Genomic DNA, 13,677 nt, shown 5'->3' on the forward strand with positions numbered 1-13,677 from the left:
TATAGGTACCTTCTCATTATTTATTAAGTAATTGATGAACTAATGGTAGTAACTGTGTTGATTCCACTTCAATTGATTCGCCCGTTTTTCTTACCTTTACTTCAACAATTCCTTCACTCGCTCTTTTTCCAACTGTAATACGGATCGGCAGACCAATTAAATCTGAATCATTGAATTTAACACCAGGTCTTTCGGAACGATCATCTAGTAAAACTTCATATCGATTTGCTTTAAATAAATTATACAATTCTTCAGCGAGCCCAACCTGATCTTGATTCTTCATATTCACCGGAATGACATGTATGTGATATGGAGCTATATGATTTGGCCAAACAAGTCCGTCCTCATCATTAAATTGCTCCGCAATCGCCGACAGTGTACGAGAAACTCCAATACCGTAGCAGCCCATAATATAGTTTTGAGCACGTCCGTTTTCATCTAAATAATTTGCATCCATTGCTTCACTGTACGTCGTTCCCAGCTTGAAAATATGACCAACCTCTATGCCGCGTGCAAAGCGGATTGTCCCATTTCCATCTGGAGATGGATCGCCTTCCATAATAGATCTGAAATCAGCATAGTTTTCAACCTTAAAGTCTCTTCTAGGATTAGCATTAATGAAATGGAACCCATCATCATTGGCACCACAAACGGCATTTACTATAGCTTTTACAGCATGATCCGCATATACCTTCATTTTTCCTGCCACACCGACTGGCCCTAATGAACCAGTAGGGCATCCTAAAATTTTTTCCGTTTCTTCATGATCGCAAAGTTCAACTGATTTTGCATTCAGTGTATTTTTTACTTTAATATCATTGACTTCATGATCCCCGCGAACTAATATCATAACTGGTTCTTCATCTATTTTGAATACTAACGATTTTATGCACTTTTTAGGTTCTACATTAAAAAATGACGACACTTCCGCAATTGTTTTTTGGTTTGGAGTTTGAATTTTTTCTAATTCTTTTTCGTCTTCCTTTGGACTCTCATATTCGACCACACATTCAGCCATTTCAATATTAGCTGCATAATCAGAAGAATCAGAGTAAGCAATTGTATCTTCACCAATTTCAGATAAAACCATAAATTCTTGAGTGTCTTTACCGCCAATCGCTCCTGAGTCAGCTAATACTGCCCGGAAATCAAGACCACATCTAGTGAAAATATTCATGTATGCTGTGTACATTTTATCATACACTTCATCTAAGCTTTCGGGCGACGTATGGAAGGAATATGCATCCTTCATGATAAACTCTCGTCCGCGCAATAATCCGAATCTTGGTCGTTGTTCATCCCTAAACTTTGTCTGGATTTGGAAAAGTGTAAGTGGGAGGCGCTTATACGATTGAACTTCATTGTTTATAAGACTCGTAATGACTTCCTCATGCGTCGCCCCTAAAGCGAAGTCCCTTCCATGCCTATCATGCATACGCATTAATTCATCACCATACGTATACCAGCGGCCGGATTCCTGCCATAACTCAGCTGGCTGCAATGCAGGCATCAGCAATTCAGCTGCACCTGCATTTTCCATTTCTTCACGAATTATTTTTTCTATCTTATCTAACGTTCTTTTGGCAAGTGGCATATATGTATATACTCCACTTGCTGTTTGCCTTATGAAACCTGCCCTTAGAAGGAGCTGATGACTTTTAATATCTGCATCAGCAGGAACTTCACGAAGGGTAGGGATTAATGTCATACTTTGTCTCATTACACGCACCCCGTCTTTTAAAACTACACATTTAAATAATGGCACTTTCTCGTACATTATTGCTAATGACGATGAATATAAATGATGAAAATTGGATTCTGTTATTAAATGAATAATATAACTGAGAAAAGAGCTGGAACTACATATAAGATCCATACAACCTTTAATTTAATGTAAAAGCCGTCTTTTGGGCCTTTACAGAAACATCAACGTTTAACGAATGCAGTCTAATTAATAAAGAATCGCTGAATATCATTCCATGTAACGACTATCATTAAGACCATTAATAGCGCAAATCCAATAAAATGCACCATACCTTCTTTATGACGATCAATTGGCTTACCTCTAACAGCTTCTACTCCGAAAAATAATAGTCGCCCACCGTCAAGCGCCGGTATTGGCAATAGGTTCATAATACCTAAATTAATGCTCAAAAGCCCAGTCCATTTCATTAAATAAAGAATACCCGCTTTAGCGACTTCTTCCGTTGACTTATATATTCCTACTGGTCCAGAAAGCATATCAATAGAAAACTGGCCAATCACTAATTGTCCAAGTAATTGTACAATTTTAATAGTCCAATGGTATGTTTCGATAAAGCCGCTTAGTGCAACTTTAGAGAATGATTTATCTAAATAGGATTGAACACCAATTAACCCTATTTCTCCTTCATCCTCAACAATCCGTTTAGGAGTTATTGGAATGTCAAATGTTTGGCCGTCGCGATCAATGGTAAAGACAAGTTCCTCTTCTGGATGAGCTCTTACGATTGTTGTCATATCCGTAAAAGTATTAACTTCTGAACCATCAATACTTAGTACTAGATCCCCTTGTTTTAAGCCGGCTTCTTGAGCAGCTCCGTCCGAAAGCACATTACCAAGCTTAGCCTCATCTACTGGCACACCTTGAATAATACCAATTATCGTAAAAGCGACAATTGCCAAGATGAAATTAAATAATGGACCCGCAAATATCGTCATAGCTCTGGAACTTAATTTTTTTGAAGCAAATTGTCGATCCCAAGGCGCAATCTGAGTTTCTACTTGATCCTCAACAACTACTGCTTCACGAGAAACCTCAAAAGATTGAAGAAGCTCATCTTCACCTTCTTCATATCCTTGAATGACGAGTCGTTGTTCCAAATCGGCCTTCTCAACTTCAATCATTTTTGCGTTCGGATAACGATTTTTACCATTCAAAATTATTTTGCTAACTTTATTGCTTTGATCAAATAAAATAGCAATTCGATGTCCTGGTTTAATCTCTGGCTGATCCGGATCTTCCCCTGCCATTCTTACAAAGCCGCCAATTGGCAAAAGGCGAATTGTATAGATCGTTTCTCCTTTTTTATACGAAAAAATTTTCGGACCAAATCCAATTGCAAACTCTCTTACAAGTATTCCTGCACGTTTAGCAAATATAAAATGTCCAAACTCGTGAAAAAATACGAGAGCCCCAAATATAATAATAAAGGATATAACAGTATTCAAATCATACAACTCCTTCCATGTAAAACGGTTTTCTTAATTGAACCTAGTCCGTATTAAATAAGTGAGTTCACAAATACCCTTGTTTCTGTATCAACTTCTCGAATAGAAGCAAGATCAGGGTCATTAATAATATTATGGCGTTCAAGCGCCTTTTCAATCAAATCTTCAATTGTAAGAAAAGATATCTTTCCTAATAGAAAAGCATTTACAGCTTCTTCATTAGCAGCATTGAGAACAGTAGGCATTGTACCCCCTATTTTTCCGGCTTCATATGCAAATTTTAGACATCTAAACCTTTCAAAGCTCATTTCTTCAAATTGCAGTTGACCAATTTTCGCTAGATCGAGACGATTTTCAGTTTTAAAATCAAATCTCTTAGGATATGTGAGTGCATATTGAATTGGCACTCTCATATCAGGGCTACCCAACTGTGCTATTATACTGCTGTCATCATATTCAACCATAGAATGGATAATGCTTTCTCGATGTAAAAGAACTTCAATATTTTCATATGATTTCTCAAATAGCCAATGAGCTTCTATCACTTCTAGTCCTTTGTTCATCATTGTAGCAGAATCAATTGTAATTTTGGAGCCCATTGACCAATTAGGATGATTCAGCGCTTGTTCTAGCGTAACATTTTCCAACTCTGCACGGCTATATTCCCTAAAGCTTCCACCAGAGGCTGTTAAAATAAGCCTTCTAACACTTGATAAATTTTCTCCTTGCAAACATTGAAAAATCGCCGAATGCTCACTATCAACTGGTATGATAGGAACATTATTTTCCTTCGCTAAAGACATGACGAGATGTCCCGCTGTTACCAATGTTTCTTTATTAGCAAGAGCAATTGTCTTTTTTTCTTTAATTGCCTGAAGTGTTGGCAAAAGACCTACACTTCCAATTACCGCGTTTAATAGTAAGTTTGCTTTAGAATAAACTGCAGCCTCCATTAATCCGTCAGATCCATATCCAAATGTTATTCCTTGCGGATACTCTGTTCTTAAGGATTCATAATCCGCTTTATTTTGAATAGAAACATACTCAGGATTAAACTCAGCAATAATTTTTCTGACAAGTTCAATATTTTTTCCTGCTGAAATCGCCAATAGCTTAAAATGTTCGGGGTTTTTCCGAATAACATCTAAGGTTTGTATACCAATTGAACCTGTTGCTCCAAGCAAACTTATATATTTCATTCTTTTCGCTCCTTGAAGATAAAATCAATTAAAAAATTAAGAAATGAAGAAGGGGTAATACAAATAACCAGCTGTCACAGCGGTCAAGAATACCTCCATGGCCCGGAAATAGATTTCCTGAATCTTTTACTCCATAATGACGTTTTAATGCTGACTCAGCTAGATCACCCATTTGTCCAAAAATAGAAATGACGATCGTCACAATTAATAATTGGAAAAGAGGAATTTGAATATTGGAAAAGAAAATAAATAAAATGGCTACAATCAAACCGGAAGCAATCCCACCAAAAAACCCTTCAACCGTTTTATTAGGACTAATTTCCGGCCATAATTTATGTTTGCCAAATTTCCTACCAACGAAATATGCTCCTGAATCTGTTACCCATACGACAAATAATGCATAAAAAAGATAAACAAGTCCTTCTTCGCGAATCTGTACAAAATAGAAAAAACCAATGCCAATATATAAAACAGATAATAGGATAAATCCAACATCATCAAATGTAAACTGATTTTTTACTATCACTGTATAAGATAAAAATATTAAAACGGCTGCAAAGGCAATTTCAATTTTGGACAGTTCGGTCATATTAATCATATTAAAATAATGGTTTGGCAATAAAAAGGTCCATAGTAAAACAATTGCTATTAACCCGTGAAATGAAAAAATAGATAGTTTTCTCATATGAAAAAGCTCATATAATCCGATAGAAGCCATTATGTAAGCTAAAAACAAGAAAGGAATTCCACCCATAATTGCAACCGGCAAAAATATGGCAATCAAAATGGATGCTGTTATGATTCGTTGTTTCATTTTTTTGACTCCTCGCTATGTATTCCTCCAAATCGTCTAGTACGACGCTGGTATGCCTCAACTGCATCGAGTAAATGTTTTTCCGTAAAATCGGGCCATAAAACGTCTGTAAACCATAATTCCGAATAAGCGATTTGCCATAGCATAAAATTGCTGATGCGAAGCTCTCCACTCGTCCGAATTAACAGGTCAGGATCAGACAGATGGTGAGTCATTAAATATTTTGAAAAGCAATCATCATCAATATCCATATGTTGTAATTTTCCATTTTTTACATCATTGGAAATTTCCCGGACTGCTTCAATAATTTCTGCCCTTCCCCCGTAATTTAATGCAAAATTTAATTTAAGTCCTGTATTTGAGGAAGTTTCCTCTATTGCTTTTTCAACTGCTCGCCTAGTATGATCTGGAATTCTATTTTCATTGCCGATCATACAAACTTTTACATTTTCTTCAATCAATTCAGGTAGAAAGTTACCAAGAAATTCTTCAGGCAAGCCCATTAAATAGTCAACTTCATGCTTTGGACGTTTCCAATTCTCTGTTGAAAATGCATAAAGCGTCAAAGTATCAATATGAAGCTTATTCGCCAACATTGTAATTTTTCGTACTACTCTCATTCCTTCATGATGACCGGCTATTCTAGGAAGAGCCCGTCTTTTTGCCCACCTGCCATTGCCATCCATGATGATAGCAATATGATTTGGAATTGGCAGTTTTAACACCTGTTCTACTCTTTCATCTAACGTAAGAGCTTTTTGTGAGCTTTTCCATAATTTAATTTTATTTAACATGAAAGGATCCTCCATCAGAGTTGTTTCCTTATATTCGAAAGAGCCATAATCCCTATTATAAAGAAAATATTACTATTTGGATAGAGAATGATACAGAAAGAAATAATTATTGACATATTCTAACATAAAAAAACTCCCTTCATTATAAAGGGAGAATACTCTTTTCAATGAGTCCTTTTATACAGCCAATATTTCCTGCTCTTTTTCTTTTGTAATATCATCGATTTTCTTTATGTGATTATCTGTTAATTTTTGAATATCGTCGGAATAACCACGTAAATCGTCTTCAGTTATATCCCCGCTTTTTTCCAGCTTTTTCAGATCGTCATTTCCATCACGGCGGATATTACGAATAGCAATTTTTGCATCTTCGCCTTCTTTCCTTACAACTTTCACAAGTTCTTTTCTACGTTCTTCTGTAAGTTGTGGAATGGATAGTCTAATTAGAGAGCCATCGTTTGAAGGCATAAGACCAAGATCTGATTTTAAAATAGCTTTTTCGATATCACCGAGAATAGATTTATCATAGGGTTGAATGACAAGCAATCTTGCCTCTGGTACGGAAATAGAAGCCATTTGATTCACAGGTGTGGGAGCTCCGTAGTAATCAATAGTAAGCTTATCAAGAAGCGATGCGCTCGCTCTACCAGCACGAATGCTTGCAAGTTCACGAGTATAAACTTGGATAGCTTTCTCCATTTTGCTTTGCGTTTCAGATAGTACTTGTTTTGTCATTATTCTTTCCCCCTCACTAAAGTTCCTATTTGTTCACCCATAACAGCACGTTTTACATTTCCTTTTTCAGTGAATGAAAAGACAATCAATGGTATATCATTGTCCATACATAACGAAGAAGCAGTAGAATCCATTACCCCCAATCCTTCTTTTAAAACATCCAAGTAAGAAAGCTGATCGTATTTTACTGCATCTTTATTAATTTTCGGATCATCGTTATAGACACCATCAACATTGTTTTTAGCCATAAGAATAACTTCGGCCTCTATTTCAGCAGCTCTAAGTGCAGCAGTAGTATCTGTTGAGAAATACGGATTCCCAGTGCCTGCTGCAAATATGACGACACGATTTTTTTCTAAATGACGGATTGCCCTTCTACGTATGTAAGGCTCTGCAACTTGGCGCATATCAATTGAAGTTTGAACACGCGTCTCGATTCCTAATTGTTCTAAGCTATCCTGCAAGGCTAATGAGTTCATGACAGTCGCAAGCATGCCCATATAGTCAGCTGTTGCTCTATCCATTCCCATTTCACTGCCTACTTTTCCTCGCCAAATATTTCCTCCGCCAACTACTACAGCTATCTCAACACCTAATTCAGCTACTTCTTTTACTTGTTCAGCAATTGATTTGATAACGGTTGGTTTAATGCCAAAGCCTTCATCTCCAGCTAGTGCTTCACCACTGAGTTTAAGTACAACTCGTTTATATTTAGGATTGCTCATAAAAACCTCCGTATGTAGTTATGTATTTTTTCGTAAGAGAGCAATGTTTTTCGAAGTTTTCTTTTCTTCGAAAAAAAGGGAACACAGAAATGTTCCCTTCAATATTATTTCTTAATTTGACTCATAACTTCTTCTGCAAAATTCTCTTGGCGCTTTTCTAGACCTTCTCCAACTTCAAAACGGATAAATTCTACTACTTTTCCACCATTTGATTCTACAAATTGACGAACCTTTTGATCTGGATTCTTAACGAATGTTTGATCTAGCAAGCAAATATCTTCGAAGAATTTACGTAGGCGGCCTTCTACCATTTTCGCAACTATGTTTTCAGGTTTACCTTCATTTAATGCCTGTTGTGTAAGTACTTGGCGTTCATGCTCTGTTTCTTCTTCTGATACTTGATCGCGAGAAATATATTTAGGATTAATAGCAGCGATGTGCATCGCTACGTCTTTTGCTACTGCTTCATCTGTAGTTCCTTCTAATACAGTTAGAACTGCAATGCGGCCGCCCATATGCAAGTATTCACCAAATGCACCGTTGTCCGCTTTTGTTTTTACTTCAAAACGGCGTAAAGTGATTTTTTCTCCAATTTTTGCAATAGCCGCATTCACGTATTCACTAACTATTTGACCATTATCCATTTTTTGCTCTAACGCTTCTTCCACAGATGCAGGTTTATTTTCAAGCAAATGCTCAGCCAATTCTTTAACTAAGCTTTGGAAGTTTTCGTTTTTAGCAACGAAGTCTGTTTCAGCATTTACTTCAAGAATAACTGCGTCATTACCTTTACTTAATATAAAAGTTGTTCCTTCTGCAGCAATACGGTCGGCCTTTTTCGCAGCAGAAGCAATCCCTTTCTCACGTAGAAAATCAATAGCTTCTTCCATATTTCCGTTTGTTTCAGTCAGCGCTTTTTTACAATCCATCATACCTGCGCCAGTTTTTTCACGTAATTCTTTTACCATTTGTGCAGTAATTGCCATTTGTTTTGCCCTCCTAAATAATAGTTTGAAAAAAGGTGATAAGTGTCTATCACTCTTATCACCTTTTATCGCAATGATACAGCTCTGTCAATTTGCAGCGCTATAGCTTTTTAATATGTTAGACGTTTGCAGTTTCAGCTGCTTCTTCTGCTTCTTCATCTTGTTTAGATTCGAGCAATGCATCAGCCATTTTAGCAGTCAAAAGTTTTACTGCACGGATTGCATCATCGTTAGCAGGAATTACATGATCGATTTCATCCGGGTCACAGTTTGTATCAACGATTCCGACGATAGGAATATTTAATTTACGCGCCTCCGCAACAGCAATTCTTTCTTTGCGAGGGTCTATAATGAACATAGCATCCGGAAGAGTTTTCATGTCTTTGATGCCGCCTAAAAATTTAACGAGGCGATCATATTCTTTCTTCAACATAACGACTTCTTTTTTAGGCAATACTTCGAAAGTTCCATCTTCTTCCATTTTTTCGATTGCTTTTAAGCGTTCGATTCTTTTTTGAATAGTTTCAAAGTTAGTTAAAGTTCCGCCAAGCCAGCGATGATTTACATAGTAATGTCCCGCACGCTCTGCTTCTTCTTTAACAGATTCTTGAGCTTGTTTTTTTGTTCCTACGAATAGAACTTTACCATTGTTATCAGCAAGCTCTCTCATAAAGTTATAAGCTTCTTCGACCTTTTTTACCGTTTTTTGAAGGTCGATGATATAAATACCGTTACGTTCCGTAAAAATGTATTTTTTCATTTTTGGGTTCCAACGGCGTGTTTGATGTCCAAAATGAACACCAGCTTCAAGCAATTGCTTCATTGAAATTACTGACATAGTGTTTTTCCTCCTTGGTTTTCTTCCTCCGTTCCGCTCATTTTTTGCGCATTCTGTATATAAACAGCACCATGCAACAAAATCACGGAACGTGTGTATTAACACCATCAATCAATATAGCATAAAAAAAGTATGCTATCAAGTATTACTTCCGATTTTCATGGAACTTAAGAAGCAACTCCACTTCGGTTTTTCCTTTTTTTAATTGTTTTGCTATTTCGCTGCTAGTTAATCCTTTTTGAGATAAATCTTCTACTTGTTGAGTGAAGGTTTTTGGAGTTTCTACTTCACTTTGTTTATTTTCATATACTTCCGCTGCCAGCATTCTTGAATATGTTTCTGCAGTTATAGGAGATTCCTGTTCTACTATGGCATTAGGTTCATTCTGCATGTCATCCGATTGTTTGTTGCTTTTTGGTGAATGCTGAAATTGTGTGATAAATGATTTATTTTCTTCTTTTAGCTCCAACAGAAATGCTGCTAACATTTCTTCAGATTCTTCTTGAATTTTCCGTTGATTCCTTTCAATTTCTATGAAACGATTTTGACGTTGATATAAAACAACGACAGCCAAAATCAGGAAAAGATTCAACATAAATAAGAAAAAAATTAGTATACCGATCAATATTATCCCTACCCATTGTAATCTATTGTTGTGCCTTTATAAGGGTGAGTCCCCTCCATGTTTATTCGTTTTTTTGTTTTTCTTTTTTTGGGCTGATTTTCATCACTATTTTTATGAGGTGATCGTTCATCTTTTAATAGTAATTTATCTTTTCGATCCGTTTCAATGATCCCGTTTCGCTCACGCTCAACTTTTTCTTCCATTTCCTTTGCCGCATGATCTAAGATGACTTGTCCTCTTTGCTGAAGCTGCTCGGAGATTTTCCCCGCTTCAATAGTTCTCGGAAGGGCAACTTGCATTTCGATCGATTTAAGACTCACCTATTTATACCCCCGTTATTTTAGAAGTACACTCTTTAATTTAACAATCGTCTTAGAATGGATTTGGGAAATTCTTGAAGTGGATAATTGTAATATTTCTCCGATTTCTGTAAACGTTAATTCTTCTTTATAAAATAAACTTAATACTAGTTGCTCTTTTTCATTCAAATCCAATAGTGCCAGCTCAAGATCTTTAAGCCACTCATTTTTAACTAACTGTTCTTCTGGAGTTAGTGTTTCTTCATCTTTAATATTATGGCTTTGACTTTCGTCCTCTTGATCATAAATATGCTCATCAATGGATAAGACACTTGCAAAAATGTGCTCATTTAACGTTTTGCAAACTTCATCTTCTGAAAATCCGCTCACTGATGCAATTTCTTCTACCGAAGCGTGACGCATCAATTCTTGTTCGAGCATTTGTGTAGCAACTTCTATTTTCTTAACCTTTTCTCTTGTGCTTCTTGGAAGCCAATCTTCTTTTCTTAATCCGTCAATAATTGCACCCCTAATTCGAAATGAAGCATATGTATCGAATTTAAGATCCCTAGAAATATCATATTTATTTAAAGCATCCAGAAGGCCCAATAGTCCTAAACTTTTAAGCTCTTCCCGACTAACATTTTTAGGTAATCCTACTGATATGCGTTGAACATGATAAGAAACTAAAGGCATGTATTTTTCTACAAGCATATCTCCTGCATTAGCATCACGGGAATGAGTCCAAAGCTCCCAATATTTCTTCTCTTCCATCGGTGGTGAGTTTGACATATAATCCCTCCTCACAATTACATAGACTCTCTGCATTCACCAAGTCTGACGGTACAAGGCTTTCTGTACTATTTTTTTATTCTCCTCCTGCATTAAATAGGGGGTATTTCACTTTTTATTTATAAAATTGCCCACTCTATACTGTACGAGAAAATAATCTACTTACTACGAGAGAGCCTGCCACCGTTGAATTCCGTTTCAGGCGGTAGCTTTCCGGTGCACGTGCGGTGAGCCTCCAGGAGTCGCCGTCTGGAATGTAGATTGACTGAGATATTCTTTCGCTCATAGTAGGGGACTCTTAATCTCTTCCTTTTTATAAGGCTTAAGCTAGTTATTTATACAAGGAAATTTTATTGCCTTTTGTCGGAAAGGCTCGACTTTTTTGAAACACCAAAAATTGCCGAAGAAGTGGTTTATTTCCTTAATTACTGTGATTGAGGCGTTAAAATAGAAACCTACTGTCGTTCCACTTGAAGATTATCAAAACTTCGTATCCTTATCAAAAAGATGAACTTATCGTTCCTTAATTATCTTCTATTCTCTTCAATGGCATAAATCATTTTTAAAGGTTCTTTCCCAAATGATTTCAAAACAAAATCTGTTGTATGTTAATTGGAGCGAAAGTGTGAGACTCCTGGTCGGCTAAAGACGGCCACGTCCTGTAGCCTCCGCCGACACTAGGATGTACTTGTCCGTAGCGGAATCAGCGGCATAAGTGAGACTGAGACCCCACAGGCGTTTACGCCGAGGAGGCTCATGGAAATGCGTATGCGCCTTGACGAGCCCCGACAAGCATAAGACAAATTGTGCAGTGGCTTGCCTTTTAGCCACGTAGTAATATGACTTATGACCTCGAGGGGATAGGCGCTGCAGCTAGACAAACCGCCCGCCCCGCGGAAAGAGAGCAGCTGGAGCGAAAATCAATCACGCACTACCGTAGTAAAGGAAACATTGATTATCAAAATAGCCTTTTAAAAAAATAAATATGTGATGCCTTTTTCGCAGATTAATGCTTTAAAATTCCGAAAATCTAGTTACAAGCGATTTTCGCATGTTGATCAGATTTCAATCATTTCTTGGTAAACTGTTTTTATTTGTAACATGCAAGTTTCAGTATCGAATTCTATCGTCCTGCCACTATGCCCCCCGGTATCCTCAGCGACAAGTTGAATTTTCATTGATTTTAACTCTTGCTTTACCGCCTCAATATTACGGGGACCTATTCTCATTTGATCATTTTTTGAAGAAAAATGAAACATTTGTGCTCCTCCGGCAATTTTCGCCTTAAGCCTTGACTGATTTGCTCCAAGGGAGATAAGTTCATGAATTAGCTCTCTCAAAGCAGTATCAGCAAATTTCGCCTTATTTATTTCCTTGTCCCCTCTTGCAAGGGCTGAATCAGGCAACATTATATGTGCAAGTCCTGCTATACTAATCTGTTTATCATAAACGACTACTCCGACACATGAACCTAGTCCTGAAGTTCTTATCTTTTCGGGTGATTTTACTATTTTCATATCTGCAATTCCGACCCTTACTACCGTATCAATCATTCATTTCGACTCCCAGCGTATTAAATATGACTGAAAACGAGTTTGGATCAGGAAGAAGGAAAAAATGACCATTTACACTTACGGAATTAGTATTTTCCTCATTTAATGCCGTATCAATTACGATTGCATAGTCTTGCGAATGCGATAATTCAATCAACCCGTAACTTATTATAGCACCTGCCATATCAACACTAATTGATGGAACAGAAGGATAAAGGTCCAGCCCTGTAAAATCAGATAAGGATGATAAATAAGAACCTGATAAAATATTTCCCAATTCCTGCATTGCAGAAAGTCCCATTTCGGAATAGGGTGGATTTTCAAAAGAAAAGGACATATCTCCAGTTAATTTTTGTACATATTTAGTAGCCTGTTCAATAGGGAGAATAAAAAACATACTGCCTGAGGCATCACCTTCTACTCTCAAAAATACTGCAGTTACAATTGTATCGTGACCGCCAGCCATTTCCAGCATTTCATCAAAAGTAACAATTCTAACGGAAGGAACTTTCATGTCAATATTTTTACCTACTAATACGGAAAGTGCAGTAGCTGCATTTCCAGCACCAATATTGCCGATTTCTTTTAAAACATCTAATTGAAAAGGTGTAATAATTTTTTTAAGCTCCATACATTCCATCCCTTAAAGAAAGAGGGGTAACGATATTTTCAAGATTTAACAATAGAACAAGTCTTTTTTCTAAGTTTGCGACTCCCTCAATGAATTCAGGAGGCGCCGCTCCTGCTACGTCCGGGCATGGCTCAATAAGAGACTCCGGTATATCCAAAACATCATTTGCTTCATCAACGATCATTCCAACTGTCATATTCTTATAGGAAACAATAATGATCCTTGTGCGATCTGTATAATCAGCATTTCCAATACCAAAACGATTTTTCAAATCAACGATCGGAATAATAACCCCGCGTAAATTCGTCACTCCTTTTATAAAGGCAGGGACATTTGGCACTCTTGTTATATGAAGCATTTTTTCAATTGCCGTGACATGCTTAACTGAAATGGAATACTCCTTATCGTTAAGTTTTAAAACGATAACTTTTTGTTCAGAGGCTTCGGTTGAATTAATCATTGTATCAGCTCCTAAC

Annotated in this window: 15 protein-coding genes; all 15 read right to left on the reverse strand. The window is 36.9% G+C overall.

The genetic code is table 11. The features are described from left to right. Nucleotides 1-16: 16 nt before the first annotated feature. The gene (locus KHA96_RS05210; RefSeq protein WP_213128691.1) at nt 17-1,720 is read right to left on the reverse strand and encodes a proline--tRNA ligase; all 1,704 of its coding nucleotides are present in this window, start codon (nt 1,718-1,720) and stop codon (nt 17-19) included. Nucleotides 1,721-1,947: 227 nt separating this feature from the next. Next, entirely contained in the window at nt 1,948-3,210 is a 1,263-nt protein-coding gene (gene rseP / locus KHA96_RS05215) for an RIP metalloprotease RseP (protein ID WP_213128205.1), read from the reverse strand. Nucleotides 3,211-3,263: 53 nt separating this feature from the next. Continuing rightward, entirely contained in the window at nt 3,264-4,409 is a 1,146-nt protein-coding gene (dxr, locus tag KHA96_RS05220; protein ID WP_213128206.1) for a 1-deoxy-D-xylulose-5-phosphate reductoisomerase, read from the reverse strand. A gap of 28 nt (nt 4,410-4,437) precedes the next feature. Continuing rightward, nucleotides 4,438-5,223 carry a phosphatidate cytidylyltransferase gene (locus tag KHA96_RS05225; protein WP_213128207.1) on the reverse strand — a complete coding sequence of 262 codons (786 nt, stop codon included), beginning with the start codon at nt 5,221-5,223 and terminating at the stop codon, nt 4,438-4,440. Further along, the gene (locus KHA96_RS05230; protein WP_213128208.1) at nt 5,220-6,017 is read right to left on the reverse strand and encodes an isoprenyl transferase; all 798 of its coding nucleotides are present in this window, start codon (nt 6,015-6,017) and stop codon (nt 5,220-5,222) included. The genes KHA96_RS05225 and KHA96_RS05230 overlap by 4 nt, the downstream gene beginning before the upstream one ends. Nucleotides 6,018-6,194: 177 nt before the next feature. After that, nucleotides 6,195-6,752 (reverse strand): ribosome recycling factor, encoded by a 558-nt coding sequence (gene frr, locus KHA96_RS05235; protein ID WP_213128209.1) that lies wholly within the window; start codon nt 6,750-6,752, stop codon nt 6,195-6,197. Continuing rightward, nucleotides 6,752-7,477 carry a UMP kinase gene (pyrH, locus tag KHA96_RS05240; RefSeq protein WP_213128210.1) on the reverse strand — a complete coding sequence of 242 codons (726 nt, stop codon included), beginning with the start codon at nt 7,475-7,477 and terminating at the stop codon, nt 6,752-6,754. The genes frr and pyrH overlap by 1 nt, the downstream gene beginning before the upstream one ends. Nucleotides 7,478-7,581: 104 nt before the next feature. Further along, nucleotides 7,582-8,463: a translation elongation factor Ts gene (tsf, locus tag KHA96_RS05245; protein WP_213128211.1), complete on the reverse strand. Its 882-nt coding sequence runs from the start codon at nt 8,461-8,463 to the stop codon at nt 7,582-7,584. A gap of 118 nt (nt 8,464-8,581) precedes the next feature. Continuing rightward, on the reverse strand, nt 8,582-9,301 hold the full coding sequence (gene rpsB, locus KHA96_RS05250; RefSeq protein WP_213128212.1) for a 30S ribosomal protein S2: 720 nt from the start codon (nt 9,299-9,301) through the stop codon (nt 8,582-8,584). A 145-nt stretch (nt 9,302-9,446) separates the two neighbouring features. Next, nucleotides 9,447-9,926 (reverse strand): DUF6115 domain-containing protein, encoded by a 480-nt coding sequence (locus tag KHA96_RS05255; RefSeq protein ID WP_213128213.1) that lies wholly within the window; start codon nt 9,924-9,926, stop codon nt 9,447-9,449. Between the two features lie 8 nt (nt 9,927-9,934). After that, nucleotides 9,935-10,246, reverse strand: coding sequence for a hypothetical protein (locus tag KHA96_RS05260; RefSeq protein ID WP_213128214.1), 312 nt, complete (start codon nt 10,244-10,246; stop codon nt 9,935-9,937). Between the two features lie 15 nt (nt 10,247-10,261). Further along, a complete protein-coding gene (locus tag KHA96_RS05265; protein WP_213128215.1) occupies nt 10,262-11,017 on the reverse strand; it encodes a FliA/WhiG family RNA polymerase sigma factor in 756 nt (251 codons plus the stop codon). Between the two features lie 1,058 nt (nt 11,018-12,075). Next, the gene (locus KHA96_RS05270) at nt 12,076-12,570 is read right to left on the reverse strand and encodes a chemotaxis protein CheD (protein WP_213128216.1); all 495 of its coding nucleotides are present in this window, start codon (nt 12,568-12,570) and stop codon (nt 12,076-12,078) included. Further along, on the reverse strand, nt 12,563-13,201 hold the full coding sequence (locus KHA96_RS05275; RefSeq protein ID WP_213128217.1) for a chemotaxis protein CheC: 639 nt from the start codon (nt 13,199-13,201) through the stop codon (nt 12,563-12,565). The genes KHA96_RS05270 and KHA96_RS05275 overlap by 8 nt, the downstream gene beginning before the upstream one ends. Further along, entirely contained in the window at nt 13,191-13,661 is a 471-nt protein-coding gene (locus KHA96_RS05280; RefSeq protein WP_213128218.1) for a chemotaxis protein CheW, read from the reverse strand. The genes KHA96_RS05275 and KHA96_RS05280 overlap by 11 nt, the downstream gene beginning before the upstream one ends. Nucleotides 13,662-13,677: the final 16 nt, after the last annotated feature.

Source organism: Bacillus sp. FJAT-49711, assembly GCF_018343715.1.
Taxonomy (GTDB): domain Bacteria; phylum Bacillota; class Bacilli; order Bacillales; family Bacillaceae_C; genus Lederbergia.